This is a genomic window from Gemmata palustris (assembly GCF_017939745.1).
Lineage (GTDB): Bacteria > Planctomycetota > Planctomycetia > Gemmatales > Gemmataceae > Gemmata > Gemmata palustris.
This window is the reverse complement of sequence record NZ_JAGKQQ010000001.1, coordinates 5,732,178-5,746,831: the sequence shown is the minus strand read 5'-3', so window position 1 is coordinate 5,746,831 and position 14,654 is coordinate 5,732,178. Positions and strand designations below refer to the sequence as shown.

13 protein-coding genes and 2 tRNA genes are annotated in these 14,654 nt (G+C 65.5%); 3 read left to right on the top strand and 12 right to left on the bottom strand.

Annotated features, from left to right (window positions below):
* Window positions 1–20 precede the first annotated feature (20 nt).
* The 3 genes from J8F10_RS23670 to J8F10_RS23660 form a co-directional block, all read right to left on the bottom strand.
* Window positions 21–1,406, bottom strand: a complete 1,386-nt coding sequence (locus J8F10_RS23670; protein WP_210658072.1) for a DUF1501 domain-containing protein — start codon at window positions 1,404–1,406, stop codon at window positions 21–23.
* The gene (locus tag J8F10_RS23665; protein WP_210658070.1) at window positions 1,399–1,950 is read right to left on the bottom strand and encodes a hypothetical protein; all 552 of its coding nucleotides are present in this window, start codon (window positions 1,948–1,950) and stop codon (window positions 1,399–1,401) included. The genes J8F10_RS23670 and J8F10_RS23665 overlap by 8 nt, the downstream gene beginning before the upstream one ends.
* A 137-nt stretch (window positions 1,951–2,087) precedes the next feature.
* A complete protein-coding gene (locus J8F10_RS23660) occupies window positions 2,088–4,430 on the bottom strand; it encodes a PSD1 and planctomycete cytochrome C domain-containing protein (protein WP_210658067.1) in 2,343 nt (780 codons plus the stop codon).
* Window positions 4,431–4,697: 267 nt separating this feature from the next.
* On the opposite strand from J8F10_RS23660, the gene J8F10_RS23655 reads away from it, so the two are divergent.
* Window positions 4,698–6,914 (top strand): DUF1549 domain-containing protein, encoded by a 2,217-nt coding sequence (locus J8F10_RS23655; RefSeq protein ID WP_210658065.1) that lies wholly within the window; start codon window positions 4,698–4,700, stop codon window positions 6,912–6,914.
* A gap of 8 nt (window positions 6,915–6,922) precedes the next feature.
* Here J8F10_RS23655 and J8F10_RS23650 read toward each other — a convergent pair whose 3' ends face one another.
* From J8F10_RS23650 to J8F10_RS23640, 3 genes are all read right to left on the bottom strand, one after another.
* Window positions 6,923–7,330, bottom strand: coding sequence for a type II toxin-antitoxin system VapC family toxin (locus J8F10_RS23650; protein ID WP_210658063.1), 408 nt, complete (start codon window positions 7,328–7,330; stop codon window positions 6,923–6,925).
* Complete coding sequence (locus tag J8F10_RS23645; RefSeq protein WP_210658061.1) at window positions 7,327–7,590, bottom strand: hypothetical protein; 264 nt, start codon at window positions 7,588–7,590, stop codon at window positions 7,327–7,329. Before J8F10_RS23645 ends, J8F10_RS23650 begins: the two co-directional genes overlap by 4 nt.
* Window positions 7,591–7,689: 99 nt before the next feature.
* Window positions 7,690–7,953: a helix-hairpin-helix domain-containing protein gene (locus J8F10_RS23640; RefSeq protein WP_246524431.1), complete on the bottom strand. Its 264-nt coding sequence runs from the start codon at window positions 7,951–7,953 to the stop codon at window positions 7,690–7,692.
* A 162-nt stretch (window positions 7,954–8,115) separates the two neighbouring features.
* Here J8F10_RS23640 and J8F10_RS23635 point away from each other — a divergent pair, with 162 nt between their 5' ends.
* Window positions 8,116–8,763, top strand: coding sequence for a metal-dependent hydrolase (locus tag J8F10_RS23635; protein WP_210658057.1), 648 nt, complete (start codon window positions 8,116–8,118; stop codon window positions 8,761–8,763).
* A gap of 37 nt (window positions 8,764–8,800) precedes the next feature.
* On the opposite strand, the gene J8F10_RS23630 is transcribed toward J8F10_RS23635, so the two are convergent.
* From J8F10_RS23630 to J8F10_RS23615, 4 genes are all read right to left on the bottom strand, one after another.
* Complete coding sequence (locus J8F10_RS23630) at window positions 8,801–9,103, bottom strand: hypothetical protein (protein ID WP_246523542.1); 303 nt, start codon at window positions 9,101–9,103, stop codon at window positions 8,801–8,803.
* Between the two features lie 19 nt (window positions 9,104–9,122).
* Window positions 9,123–9,194: transfer RNA gene (locus tag J8F10_RS23625), tRNA-Arg, on the bottom strand.
* A 6-nt stretch (window positions 9,195–9,200) separates the two neighbouring features.
* A tRNA-Ser gene (locus J8F10_RS23620) sits at window positions 9,201–9,285 on the bottom strand.
* An 88-nt stretch (window positions 9,286–9,373) separates the two neighbouring features.
* Entirely contained in the window at window positions 9,374–10,483 is a 1,110-nt protein-coding gene (locus tag J8F10_RS23615; RefSeq protein ID WP_210658054.1) for an N-acetylglucosamine-6-phosphate deacetylase, read from the bottom strand.
* 108 nt (window positions 10,484–10,591) lie between these two features.
* Between J8F10_RS23615 and J8F10_RS23610 the strand changes: the two genes are divergently transcribed.
* Window positions 10,592–11,287 (top strand): hypothetical protein, encoded by a 696-nt coding sequence (locus tag J8F10_RS23610; RefSeq protein ID WP_210658052.1) that lies wholly within the window; start codon window positions 10,592–10,594, stop codon window positions 11,285–11,287.
* A gap of 33 nt (window positions 11,288–11,320) precedes the next feature.
* On the opposite strand, the gene J8F10_RS23605 is transcribed toward J8F10_RS23610, so the two are convergent.
* Complete coding sequence (locus J8F10_RS23605) at window positions 11,321–12,919, bottom strand: serine/threonine-protein kinase (protein ID WP_210658050.1); 1,599 nt, start codon at window positions 12,917–12,919, stop codon at window positions 11,321–11,323.
* Window positions 12,920–13,014: 95 nt separating this feature from the next.
* Window positions 13,015–14,586, bottom strand: a complete 1,572-nt coding sequence (locus J8F10_RS23600) for a serine/threonine-protein kinase (protein ID WP_210658048.1) — start codon at window positions 14,584–14,586, stop codon at window positions 13,015–13,017.
* Window positions 14,587–14,654 lie beyond the last annotated feature (68 nt).

Genomic DNA, 14,654 nt, shown 5'->3' with positions numbered 1-14,654 from the left:
CTTTTCTCTGTCTTCTCCGCTTACTTCAAAATATCCTTGACCACGGTGCCCGCGACGTCCGTGAGGCGGAAGTCGCGCCCGCTGTAGCGGTACGTCAGTTTCTCGTGGTCGATGCCCATCAGATGGAGAATGGTCGCGTGCAGGTCGTGGATGTGGACCTTCTTGTCTACTGCGGCGAACCCGAACTCGTCGGTCGCGCCGTAGGTCATCCCGCCCTTCACCCCACCGCCGGCCATCCACACACTGAACCCGTGGTTGTTGTGGTCGCGCCCACTCGCGCCCTCGCTCGTCGGGGTGCGCCCGAACTCGCCGCCCCACAGCACGAGGGTTTCGTCGAGTAGCCCGGTCTGCTTCAGGTCGCGGAGCAGTGCGGCCACGGCCTTGTCGCTGTCCTTCGCCTTCGCGCGGTGCCCCTTCTCGATCTCGCCGTGGTCGTCCCACGGTTGCCCGCTGCCGTAGAAGACCTGCACCATCCGCACGCCGCGCTCGACCAGGCGCCGGGCCGTGAGGCAGGCGTCCGCAAAATACCCCTTACCGTAGGCGTCGCGGACTTTCACCGGCTCGCGGTTCACGTCGAACGCTTCCTGCGCCTCGGTCTGCATCCGGTACGCGATCTCGAGCGACTGGATGCGCGCTTCGAGCTGGTCGTCGCTGCCGCGCTTGTCCTTGTGCAGCCCGTTGAGCTGGTTGAGGAGGTCGAGCTGCTCGCGCTGGGTGCCCGCCGACACGCTCGTGTTGCGGATGTGCTCGATGACCTTTTTGGGGTCGAGGTTCTGGATGTGGCACCCCTGGAACACGCCGGGCAGGAAGCTGTTGTTCCACAGCGCGGGGCCGACGACGGGCTTCCCGGGGCACATGACCACGAACCCGGGCAGGTTCTGGTTCTCGGTGCCGAGGCCGTAGGTGAGCCAGCTCCCCATACTCGGGCGGATGGGCTGCGTGTTCCCGCACGTCATGAGCAGGAGGCCCGGCTCGTGGTTCGGGATGTTCGTGTGCATCGACCGGACGACGCAGATGTCATCGATGCACGAGCCGACCTCGGGGAAGATCTCGCTGACCTCGATCCCGGACTGGCCGTACTTCTTGAAACTGAACGGAGACTTGTACAGCGGGCCGGTCTTGCGCTCGGTCTTCAGGCCGGCCGCACCGGGCTGCTTGCCGTGCTGCTTGGTGAGTTCGGGCTTGGGGTCGAACGTGTCCACCTGCGACGGGCCGCCGTTCATGAACAGGTGGATGACGTGCTTGGCCTTCGCCGGGAAGTGCGCCACCTTCGGCGCGAGCGGGTTCGCGCTCGCGGCGGGCGCGGACCGGGCCTCGTTCGCGAGAACCCCCGCGAGGCCGAGTACCCCGAGCCCGGTGCCGCTGCTCTTGAGCATGTCGCGGCGCGAAATCCCGAAATCACGCATCGGCGGAATCCTCGGTACCTTCGGTGTCGTCTTCTTCGATCTCGTACAGAAACACTTCGGAGTCCACGAGCGCCTGCTCGAAATACTGCAGGTACTCGGTGCCCGCGAACTCGGCCCGGGTCGCGGCCCGGTGCTCGATCACTTCCGCGACGTACCACCCGTGCTCGGCAATGTTGCCGGCGGCGATGTGCATCGCGTTCCCCTGGGTCTGGTCCTTGATCCAACAGTGGACTTCTGCGGTGCTCCCGTCGGGCTCGTCGCTGTTCGGGGCCGGCACCTTGTTCTCGTCGCCCTCGGGGGCGAAGTCGAGGCGCTCGGCCGCGAGCCGCAGGTACTGCATGGGCAGTCGCACCCAGTCGTTCTCGACCGGGTCTTCGCCCCCGGCCCGCGCCGCGGCCTCGAAAATGCGGCTCGCGAGCTCCTGCGCCTGATCGGAGGTCAGGGTCGCTCCGCCGGCGGGCGCCTTCAGTGTCACCTTGTCACCGTCTTGCGAAACTTCCACGTCGGCCCGGTGGTGGGGAGAGGCTTCCGGTTGACTGCTCATTCGACACCCGCTGGTTGAGATGGTCCCGCCTCCTACGGACGGTCCACCTCAGTCTACGCACACCGGCGGGAGTGTCCGCACCGCTCGGTCGCCCCGCCTAGTGGGAGCGCCCACTCAGGCCCGGTACACTTCGCTCCTTAATCGACGTACAGCAGTTCGTTACTGGCCAGAAGCACCTGGGCGTACTGCTGCCAGCGCGTGAGCTTGTCATCGGCTTTCGGCGGGAGCTTCAGGAACCGGAGCGCCAGCTCCCGTTCGGCTTTCTCCGGGGCGCGGCCGAAGATGGTGCGGTACGCGCCCGTCACGCGCTCCTCGTCCGTCGTGCCGAGCTTCTCGACGCGCGTGGCGAACGCTTTGGCCTGCGAAACCATGAAGTCGCTGTTTAGCGCGAACAACTGTTGCTGCGGGACGGTGGTCACGGTGCGCTTGTCCGCGGTCACGTTCGCGTCGGGGAAGTCGAACAGCCGCAGCAGCCCGTCGAGTTCGTGGCGGCTCACCTTCGCGTAGAGGGTCCGGCGCTTCGCGTTCGCGTCGCGCAGGTCGAACGTCGGGCCGCCGAGCTTCGGGTCGAGGGTTCCGCTAACGGCGAGCAGCGAGTCGCGCCAGTCCTCGATTTCCAGCCGCTTGCGGGTTCCGCGCCACAGGTACACGTTCGCCGCGTCTTCCGAACGCGGATCGCGGGACGCGGAGCGCGGAACGGAAAACCAGAACCATTTCTCCGGTTCCGCGCTCCCCGATCCGGGCTCCGCGTTCGACGAGAGTTGGTACGTAGCCGCGGTCATGATCTGTTTGTGGAGCCACTTCATCGACCAGCCGTTTTTGACGAAGTTCACCGCGAGCCAGTCGAGCAGTTCCGGGTGACTGGGCTTGTCGCCGAGGTTCCCGAAGTTGGACGGCGTGCTCACCAGCCCGCGGCCGAAGTGCCACGCCCAGACGCGGTTCACGATCACGCGCGCGGTCAGCGGGTTGTCCTTCGAGCCGATCGCGTTCGCGAGATCGAGGCGGGTAAAGGTGCTCCCCGCGGGTGTGGGCGAGGGCAGCACTTGCAAGAAGCCCTTGGGCGCGTTTTCGCCGGGGGTCGCGGGGTTCCCGCGAATGTACACTTTCATACCGCTGCCGTTACCGCTGATGACGTGTGCGACCTGCGGGGCCGGCGGCATGTTCTTCTTGATCTTCGCGAGCTCTTCTGACGTCGCTTTTAGCGCGATTAGTTTCGCGACCTGCGTGGCCCACGGATCTTTCTTCGCTTTGAGTTCGGTCTGGGTCTTCTTGAACTTCTCGTTGACCTTCTTGAGTTCGGCTTGCGCCGCGGTGTACGCCTTCACCTCGTCGGGCGGACCGAGCGGGGCGTCGCTCATGGCCGTGCCCATGTAAATGCCGGCGATGGAGTAGTAGTCGCGCGTCGGGATGGGGTCGAACTTGTGGTCGTGGCACCGGGCGCACGAAACGGTGAGGCCGAGGAACCCGCGCGTGAGCGTATCGACGCGGTCGTCGAGTTCTTCCGCGATGGCCTGTGCCGCTGCGGTGTTCTTGTAGTATTCCGCACCCAACCCGAGGAACCCGAGGCCCGCGAACTTGGTGAACGGGTCGCTCGGCGCGTCCGGCAGCATGTCCCCGGCGATCTGGAGCTTCACGAACTTGTCGTAGGGCATGTCGGAGTTGAACGCAGCAACCACCCAATCGCGGTAGCGCCAAGCTTGGGCCTTGGGCTTCACCTCGAACGTGTGGGCCTGGTCTTCCGCGAAGCGGGCGACGTCGAGCCAGTGCCGCGCCCACTTTTCGCCGTATTGCGGCGACGCGAGCAGCGCGTCAATGACCTTCTCGAATGCGTCCGGTGCGGTATCCGCAACGAATGCGTCCACGACTTCCGGCGCGGGGGGCAACCCGGTGAGGTCGTAGTACGCGCGGCGAATCAGCGTGTGCTTGTCGGCTTGGGCAACGGGCTTCAGCCCCTTCTCGGCCCACTTCGCCCGAATGAATCCGTCGATCGCCTGCTTCGCGTTCCCCGGAACCGGCGGTTCTTTGGGTTGCTGGAGCGACCAGAACTGCTTCCCCTTCTCGATGTCGATGCCGGCGGCCTTCGCGATATCGCCCCCGCGCGGATCGGTGGCGCCGTCGGCGATCCACTGCTCGAAGTCCTTGATGACCGCGTCCGGCAATTTGCCCTTCGGCGGCATCTTCAGTTCGTCGTCGTACTTCAGTGAGTGGAGCAGCGTGCCCTTATCGACTTTACCCGGCACCAGTGCGGCGCCGGTTTCGCCACCGGCGAACAAACCGGCCTTCGTATCGAGCTTCAAGCCGCCCTTGAGTTTCTTGTCTTTTGCGGCCTCTTCGGAGTGGCACTTGTAGCACTGCTCGATCAGCACCGGCCGGATCTTCGTCTCGAAGAACTCGACCTTCTTCGCATCGAGCGGTGCGGGGTCCGCGGCCAGCGCGACCGACGGCGCAACGAGCGTGACGACGAGTGCGATTCGCAGCATAGGTAAACTCAGAACGAAGTCCGAACGCGGGTTCGTGACGTTTGGCGGGGTTCTGCGCGGGGCGGGCGGGGAGAGGCCATTCAGCCGTGAATAATATTACCAGAGCCGGACGAATGGAGCTAGCAGGAAATTACTCCCGCGAACCGGCGCGCGGTCCTTTTCGCTTGCTCGCGCCGATGACATCACCTAAACTCAAGTGGATTACCGCTCGCTGCCCGCCTCACTCGGGGTTCGTTCCCCGCTCGCCAACTCATCCGTGAGTTCCCTATGCCCCGGTTCTCGTACCTGCTCACCGCAGCGCTCGTCGGCGTTTCACCCGCCGCGTCGGTTGCGGGAGAAGTACCCTCGTTTACCGCAGATGTAATGCCTCTGCTGACGAAGGCCGGGTGCAACCAGGGCGCGTGCCACGGAAAAGGGGCCGGCCAGAACGGGTTCCGGCTGTCGCTCCGCGGGTTCGCGCCGGACCAGGACTACAAGTGGATCACGCGCGAGTTCAGCGGCCGCCGGCTCGACCGCACGCACCCGGAAGAGAGCTTGCTCCTGCGCAAAGCGACCGCGGAGACGCCGCACGAGGGCGGGCGCCTCTTCTCTACCACGAGCCGCGAATACAAACTCCTGCTCGACTGGCTCCGGGCCGGCTACCCCGGTCCGGACAAGAACGAAGCGAAAATCAGCAAACTCGAACTCACTCCATCGGCCCAGGTACTCAAGCCGGGGGAGGCGGTACAACTCGTCGCGACCGCCACGTTCACCGATGGCACCACCCGCGACGTGACCTGGCTCACCAAGTTCGATTCCAACGATCCGGCTTATCTCGAAGTATCGGCGGCGGGGCGAGCGAAGGCGGTCCGAAACGGCGCGAGCGCGGTGCGCGCGATGTACCTCACCGAAGTGGCCGTCACGGTGTTCAGCATGCCGTTCGATCGCCCCATCGACGAGAAACGGTTCGCCGCGGGCAACAACTTCGTCGATACGCACGTCGCGGCCAAACTCAAGGAACTCCGCATCGAACCGAGCGATCTCTGCACCGACGATGAGTTCATCCGGCGCGCGTTTCTTGACGCGCTGGGCGCCTTGCCCACACCGGCCGAAGTGACCGCGTTCGGCGCGGACCCGGACCCGAAGAAGCGCGAAAAGCTGGTGGACGCGATCCTCGCGCGCTCGGAATTCAACGACTACTGGGCACTGCAACTGGGCGACCTGTTTCAGAACCGCAAGGAGCGCGACCACGACGTGCGCGGAACGAAGGGCGTGCGGCAGTTCCACGACTGGCTGCGGAAGCAGGTCGCGGCGAACCGGGCCTGGGACGATATCGCGCGCGACATCCTGACTGCGACCGGCTCGAACGTCGACAACCCCGCGGTCGGGTACTTCATCGTCACGGTCGGCGAGCAGCGGCACGGCGAAAACTCGGAAGCGCCCGAATCGATCGCCCAAGCGTTCCTCGGGACGCGCATCGGCTGCGCGAAGTGCCACAACCACCCGCTCGAACGGTACACGCAGGACGATTTCTTTCACTTCGCCGCGTACTTCAGTCGCGTGAAGCTCGACCGCACTGAGGCGAAGATGGGGCCGACGCGGTTGAACGTCAGCCACCCGGACCAGAACCAAAACAAGAACCCGGTCGGGGTGAGTCAGCCGCGGACGGGTGCGTTCATGCGCCCGCAACCGCTGGACCGTACCGCGGGCGATGTGAAACCCGGTGACGACCCGCGCGTCGCGCTCGCAAAGTGGATCACCGATCCGAACAACGAGTATTTCGCCGGCGCAATGGTGAACCGCGTCTGGCGGCACTACATGGGCGTGGGGTTAGTGGAGCCGGTTGATGACCTGCGCGCGACCAACCCGCCGACGAACCCGGCGCTGTGGAAGGCGCTCAACAAGGAGTTCGTGGGGAAGAAGTTCGATCTGCGTGCGCTGATGCGCGTGATCCTCACGTCGCGCACCTACCAGCTCTCCAGTTCGACGCGCCCGGGGAACGAAACGGATGCGCGGTTCTATTCCCACTACTACGCCCGCCGGTTGCCCGCAGAGGTACTGCTCGACGCGATCAGCGACGCGACCGGCGTACCCGAGCGCTTCGACGGTTACCCGATCGGCGTGCGAGCCGCACAAGTGCCCGATCCCGGTTCGACATCATACTTCCTCCGCGCGTTCGGGCGGAGTGAGCGCGTGACCGCGTGCGCGTGCGAGCGCGTGGGTGACGTGAACCTGCCGAACGTGCTGCACCTGATTTGCGGTGAAACCGTGACCAACAAGGTGGGCAACGGTAACGGGTGGCTCGCGAAGCGTCTGAAGGATGAGAAGGATGACGCGAAGCTGCTCGACGAACTCTTTCTGCGTGCCTACGCGCGCAAGGCGAGCGCAGAGGAAACAGCGAAGGTCACCGAACTCTTGAAGGACAAGGACACTTCCCGCGACGAACTCTACCGCGACGTGTTCTGGGCGCTGCTCAACAGCAAAGAGTTCTTGTTCAACCGGTGATGGTGAGGTTACGGAAGTTCCCAGTCCTCAAGAGCCAGTCCCTGTATCCGCGCGAAATCGGTCGTGTTGTGGGTTACGAGCGTTAACCCGTTGACGAGGGCGATTGCCGCGATCATCAGGTCGAGGTCCGCAATCGGCAGCCCTTGCGCTTCAAGAATCGCACGGAGTTCGGCGTAGCGGCGAGCTGTGGTGTCATCGAAGGGCAAGCTCTGGTACGGCCCCAAGAACGCATCGACGCGGCTCACTTCCGCAGCGGGATTGCGGCTCTTGGCCGCACCGTAACACAATTCTCCCACAACGATCGAGCAAACTACCACATCGGACGGTGGGTGAGTGCCGAGCCGATGCTTAACAAGCAGACTCCCCTTGGCCCGCAGACACTGGACGCAAGCGTTCGTGTCGAGAAGATACTTCATTCTTGGTCCAGGGCTGAAATCGACTTGGCCGGTTGCCGCGGTGGAGCCGCGAACGTCTCGTCCTCGATCGAACCAACGACTTCATCGAAGTAGTTCGGCGGCCACCCGAGCTCTTCGGATGTTTTTGGTTTTGTGCCGTTCGCGGTCGGTTTCGGAGACACGACAACGGCGACCTCGAAATCGCCCGGTGCCCCGACCGGGATCGTGAGGTGCAGCACCCCGTCGGGTCCGGACGTCGCGGAAAGACGGATCACGTTCACGTGTTCGCTCCGAGGAATCGTGGGCACGTGTGATTCTAGCCTCCCCGACCGCGGCCCGAAATCCCGCTCGGCACAACGAAACACGAATTGGTGTCCGCTTCAAACCGCGATGCCGCTCTCGGTCGGAGCGGGTGCGGTCAAGTAGCCCGCGATGGTGGTCGCGAGGCTCTTGCCGATCCCCGGCACGCGCTCGAGTTCGCGGGGACCGCCGCTCGCGAGGAGCTCGGTCACGTCCGCGGGTAGGCCGAGAACGGCCATCGCTGCCGAGCGGAATGCACGCACGCGGTAGAGGTTGTTCCCCGCCCGCGCCAGTTCGTTGGCGTGTTCGCGCAGTCGTTGGGCAATGTCCTGGTTGGTTAACATCACAATACACCTCCTGTTATAAATATCCCTCAAGGGACATCCGTACACAAGGTCAGTGGCGGATTCGCGACCGGCACGCGCGACACGACTGGACCGCGGCCCCCGGGAGGTGTTAAAAGGGCACTCCTTCACTGACGCACCGAGTTGGCCAAAGGAGGAGCCGTGGCCGGATTTCGCACACACATCACGGTGTCGAGCGCACTGGGCATCGCCTACGGCGGTATCGCCGTGCAGCCGGTGGGGTACACGACCGAGGCCGGTATTCTCGCCGCCGGTGTTACGGCCGTCGGCGGGATGCTGCCGGACCTCGACAGTGATTCGGGGATCCCGGTGCGCGAGATGTTCGGACTGATGGCGGCGGTCGTGCCGCTGATGCTCGTCCCGCGGCTCCTGCACGCGGGCGTCTCGCGCGAGGGCATCCTCGCGACGCTCCTCTTCGGCTACCTCTTCATCCGCTACTTCGTGGCGAACCTGTTCAAGCAGCTCACGGTTCACCGCGGGATGTACCACAGCATCCCGGCGATGCTCATCGCGGGCTTGTGCGCCTACCTCGCCTACCCGGATCGCGGCGTGCGCATCCTCCTGGGCCTCGGCGTGATGGTCGGGTTCCTGTCGCACCTGGTTCTGGACGAAATTTATTCGGTGGACTGGCGCGGGCTGAAGCCGAAGTTGAAGTCCTCGGCGGGAAGTGCCGTGAAGTTCGGCTCGTCGTCGATCCCCGCGACCGCGACGTGTTACCTCATCCTCGGCGGGCTGGTCTACCTCGCGTACCTCGACTTCCAGAAGAAGGGCGGCGACCTGGGGTGGTGAGAAGAGGTCGTTTTTGTAACGACCGGGCGTTGCACGGTCAGTCTTCCACCGCGACCACTTTACCGACCACGGCGGAGCGCGGTACCCAGCCGTTGATCTTGCCGACGTTGTTGCCGATCAACAGTTGATCGCCCTTCGCGTCTTTCACGATGTGCAAGAGGAAGCCGCCGCGCCAGGCGACCAGTACCGCATCGTCAACGTTCACTGCGAGCGGATCGATCGGGGCAATCGTGACGAGTTGGCCGCTCTCGATGCGCCCGCGCATCGACCCGCCGGTGGGTCGCACTTGCACCGTTCGGCCCTCGGCGAGACCGCCGCGCGCATCGTTCACCCAGCCCATTCAGTACCCTCTGCACAAGTACCCCGGCCAGGAATTGAACCCGGAACGTCTCGTTAGAAGCGAGATGTGATGTCCGTTTCACCAACGGGGCAAATAGCGGAAGGGACAGGATTTGAACCTGCAAGGGCTCGCGCCTCGTCCGCTTTCCAAGTGGGTGCCTTCGCCAATTGGCTCGCCCTTCCATGCTCTGTGGGTGTAGACAAGCGAGGCGCGCGAAAGGTTCGCTCGGGCGGAAATGCGCGTGGCGCGGGCCGAATGGCGGCGCCGGCGTTAAAGCATCTCGCGCACGGTCACCTCGCCGCCCGACACCCAGTCGAAGAGCATCAGGGACGCGGGCTGTCCCGCTTCGATTTTCGTTACCGGTAGCCCGAGGAGCTTTCGCGGCTGAGCGGATGCCAGGTCGATCGCGTCCTTCAGGCTCATGCCGGTCATACGAATCACGTTAGACACGCACACGTCGGTGAAGTGCCCGCTGCCGGCCAGGAACGGCGTCCCGGCGACCACGATTTTGCCCGACGGGAGCACTTCCAGGTCCGTGCCCCACTCGCGGTACTTCCCGGGGGGCATCCCGGCCAAACTACCCACATCGGACGTAATCAGTAACCGGTCCGCGCCCTTTACGCGGCTGAAGCACTTCACCAGCGTCGCGGGCAGGTGGTGGCCGTCCGTAATCATGCTCGCCCACAAGTCGTCACACGCGAGCTGTTCCCAGATGTAGTTATCGTGCCGCGGGAGAACCGCGTGGCACCCGTTGCCGAGGTGCGTGCTCGTGCGCGCACCCGCGTTTACTGCATCGCGGATTTGCTGGCCGGACGCGGCCGTGTGGCCGATCGCGACGACCACGTCCGCCGCGGCGAGTTTCTCGATGAGCGCGAGTGCCCCCGCGCGCTCGGGCGCGAGCGTGACCATGCGAATCCGCCCGCCGGCCGCGTCCTGCCAGCGGCGGAACTCGTCCCAGTCCGGGTCGCGTGTGTGCTCCCGGGGGTGCGCGCCGCGCGGGCCGTCTTCGCCGGACAGGTACGGCCCTTCCAGGTGGAAACACGGCATGATTCGCGCGAGTTCGGGGTCCGTGTCGAGTGCCCCGGCGAGGGTGGCGAACCCGTGGTGCAGCGCCTCGAAGCTGTTCGTGACGAGCGTGGGCGCGAACGCGCCGATGCCGTGCTCGCGGCACACGGTCGCCACCGTGCGCACCTGTTCGGGCGCGAGCGCGGGCGAGTTAAAGCTGATGCCGAGGCACCCGTTGATTTGCGGGTCGAAGAGCGCGGGGGCGATCCACGAACTCGGCTCCCGGTCGGACGCACTCACGCCCGCGATGCACCCGCGGGCGACCGTTACGGCGACCGGCTCGTTCGTGGCGTAATGGCGGGCGTGAAGGATCATCGATTTTGCCATTGGTGCGGGCGGACGGGCGCAGGTAGATTAAAAACTTATCGTTCCACACTTCACCACACATCCCGGGTGAACGCCATGCCCCGATGCGCGCTTCCAGTGTCTACAATCGCGATCCTGTTCGCGGTTCCACTGTTCGCTGCGCCGGTGCCGCCGACGAAGGGAGAAGACCCCGTTGTACCGTCCGCCGTCAAGCTCCTCCAGCACCGCAAGGTGCAGAAGGAGCTGAAGATGACGGCCGAACAGCGCATCGTCGTCCTTGACGGCCTGGCCGACCTCGAAGAAGAACACGAAAAGAAAATCGAGCAACTGTCGCGGTCGCCGAACGTGGCCGAGGACGCATACGAAAAGCTGGACAAGGAGCGCAAAAAGGGGATCGACCGGTTGCTCACGGACACGGTCGCGAAGAGCTTGACCAGCGCCCAGAGGAAGCGACTCGCCCAACTCGATCGGCGCGTCCAGGGCATCGGCGCGTTCGGCGACCCCCGGGTACAAGGCGTGCTCCAACTCACCGACGCGCAAAAGAAGAAAGCGGCGGAACTGGTGGAGCGTCAGAAGGGCGAATTGAACCGCTACTTTGAAAACGCCGGCAACGAGGACGACGTGAAGCGGAAGGCCGATCTGATCGCGTTCCGCAAGGACGTGTTGAAACAGATGGAAGACGCGCTGACCGCGGACCAAAAGACCGGTTGGGCCGTGCTGCTCGGCGACGCGGTCACCGGGCTCGCACCCGACGATCTCTGGCTCCGCATCGAGGACGAAATGGATCTGACCTTGCCGGGGCTCGGGAAATAGGCAAAGGCGAAATTCCCGGCGCCCCGCACGATCTCACTTCTCTTCTTCCGTCGGCTCCGATTTCCGGCGAAGCGCGCGGGCCAGACCGTAGCCGATCCCGACCGCGGACAGCACCCCCGTCGCCCCCGCAGCGAGCATGATCCAGTCGCGTCGGTCCGGTTGCCAGAGCGGGCGCACGGGAGGGACCGGCACGGGCCGCGCGAGGGGCGCCCCCATCGGCTCTGTCACGAGTTCGACATCGACTTCTTCAACCGCCGGGATGGGGATAGGAACGGGCAGCGGCAGTGGTGCCGGCACGGGCACGGGGGCCGGGCGCGCGGGAGCGGGCTTGGCCGGAAGCGATGTCGTACCACTCTTGGGAGCGGGTACGGCTTTACCGGGGGACGACTTTGAGGTAGCACTTATTGCGGGGCCGGCGGCTTTCGCGGGGACCGCTGCGTGGGGCCTTACGATCGTGTCCTGAAGAATCTCTTTCGGCATTTCCAATTGCGATTCGCTCGCCAGCCAGTCCTTGTAAGCGGGCGCGATCTTCGACGGTGCGGCCGGGGCGCCGCCGGTGTCGAACGGCTTCAATGCCGCGGCCGCTTCCGCCGGAGTTTGGAACCGCTCGTTCGGCGCTTTGGCCATGAACCGGTCGACCACCTGCTGGAACCCGGCGGGCAGATCGGGCACGATCGAGCCGAGCGGCGCCGGCTTCTCGGTCGCGTGCTTGAGGATCTGCGCCATGATGTTCGCATCGGGGAACGGCGTCCGCCCGGTGACGCAGTGGTACAGCACGCACCCGGCGCTGTAAATGTCCGCCCGGATGTCGGCCGAGCGCGCGTCCTTCGCCTGCTCCGGCGCGAGGTAGTCCGGCGTGCCCAGAACCGACCCTTCTTGTGTGAGTTGCGTATCGATCTGCCCTTCCGGTATCTCGTCGTCGAACAGTTCGCGCCCGAGCCCGACGTCCAGAATCTTCGCGGTCGCGTCCCAGGTGGTGTCGGGCTTCCCCTTCACCGGCTCCGGGACGAGCATAATGTTGGTGGGCTTCAGGTCGCGGTGGACCGTGCGCCGGTCGTGCAAGTGCTGGAGCCCGTCGAGCACCTGGCGCATCAGCCGCGCGGCCTCGGCCCACGGCAACTGTTTCCGGCGCTCCAGCGCCTCGCCGAGCGTCTCGCCCTCCAGGACCTCCATCGCGATGTAGTGAACGCCGGAGCTCTCGCCGACCTGGTAGGCGCGGACCACGTTGGGGTGATCGAGTTGCGTGAGCAGCCGGGCCTCGCGCTGGAACCGCCCCAGCGTGTGCGGGTTCTTCGCCTTCGACGCGGGCAGGATCTTGAGTGCGACGAGTTGCCCGAAGTTGTGAACGGCCTTGTACACGCCGCCCATCTGCCCCTTGCCGATGCGATCGAGGATCTTGTAGCCGCCCAGGAAGAACCCGTCCGAGCGCCCGCGCTGGAGGAGCGCCGCCTGGTAATCCGTGAGGCACTTCCGCGCGACGAGGAACCGGCGGAACGAGTCCACGCGGTCGTCCGATCCGGGGCGCTCCTGCTGCCACTGCCGGTACTGCGCCTCCACCTCCTCCGGCGGGAGCAATTTGCTCTTCGCGAGCAGCGTGCGGTACTCGCGGGCGGTCGTGGCGGGTGTGGCCATGAGTAGAGAGGTGAGTAGGGATCGGGAATCGGAATCGAGGACCGGGCGAAAAGGAGCAGAGATCGTGCCCCTCCGGGTTTCACGCTACCCCATTTTCACTTCTTCCGGGCGTCTTCGACCATCTGACGCACGACCGGGTCGCCCTCGGCGAGCGCGAGCAGCGCGTCCCGGATCGCACGGGCCTCCGCCCCGCGGCCCTGTGTGTCGAGCTCCTTCGCGCGTTCGAGCGCTGCGCGCACCGGCTCGCGGTCGAGCAGCTGGTGCGGCACTTGGGCGCCCGGTTGGGCCAGGAGCGCCAGCCCCGCACGGGCCAGTTCCACCCAGCGCGCCTCACTCTTCACCGGACCGAACGCGGTCACGACCCCGTCCCATGCGGCCCGCGCTTGTGCGTGCTCGCCGATCTGAGCGAGCCGCAACCCGCGCAGGTAGCCGCGTGCGGCATCCGTGCGCGGATCGGCCTTCGCGCCGTCGCCGATCGCGCGCCGGAGCTCGCGCCGGTCCTTGACCTTCCGCCGCGCGTCCGCGACCTCGTCCTTATACCGGTCGGGGTACTTCCGCGCAAGCGGTTCCAGGTACTTCTCCGCCGCGTCCCAGTCGTCCGGGTTCTCCGATTCGATTAGCGGTCGCGCGGAGCTGAACAGCTCGTCGGCCGACGGGGACGGCCACGCGAACGGCAGCACGAGGGCCGCGACCACCAGCAAGAACAACGGGATCACGATCGCCGGGCGCTTGAACAGCGGCCGCGTTTCCGGTTGCGCCTCCGCTCCCTCACCGACCCCGCCGAGGGCCGCGGGCAGTGCCGCCATTTCCGCGGTATCGGGCGTGAGCTTCATGGGCCACGTCAGCTTTTCGCCCTTGCGTTCCAATTTCCCGCGAATCCGCTCGAGTTCTTCGAGAAGTGCCCCCGCGGTACCGGGTCGGCGCGCCGGGTTCTTGTCCAACAGCGTGCAAATGAACTCGTCTACTTCCGGTGGCAGATCGTTCACGAGCAGCGCCGGGCGCTCGGGGAGCGTGTAACACTGCTTGTGCATCAGCTCGACAACGGACCCCGCGGAGAACGGCGGCCGACCGGTGGCGAGAGTGTAAAGCACGCCGCCGAGCGAATACAAATCGCTGCGCCGGGTCAGTGGCTTCCCGCTCGCGGCTTCGGGCGGCAGGTAAGCCGACGACCCGATCGCGGGACTGTGGCCGGGCGGAGGGGGGAACACCTTCGCGAGCCCGAACGCGAGAACCTTCAGCGTACCGTCGTCCGTTAGAACGAGGTGCGCGGGCTTGAGGTCGCGGTGCAACACGTTGCGGTTGTGAGCGTGTTTGAGGGCACGGGCCGCTTGCACCGCGACACTGAGCACCTCGCGCCACGGCAAGCGCCCGGATTCGAGGCGCTTCGCGCAGTCGGTGCCGTCGATGAACTCCGTGGCGACGAACGCCAACCCGCCGTGCGTCCCGCAATCGAGCGCCTTGGCAATGTTCGCGTGGTCCAGGCGCTGGAGCGGCAGCAATTCCGCCGAGATGCGCTGCACCGCGGCCGGGTCGCGGACCTCGGTAAACACCTTGACCGCGGCGAAGCGCTCGGGCTCGTCGAACCCGCGCGCGCGGTACACCACGCCGAGCGGCCCCCGCCCGATCTCCACTTCCACGAACCAGTTGCCGACGCGCGCTCCGAGCATGGGCCTAGTATAGAAGAGACCTATCGCCCCAACCCCTCTTCTAAAAATACGAGGGCCGGGCGCTCCGT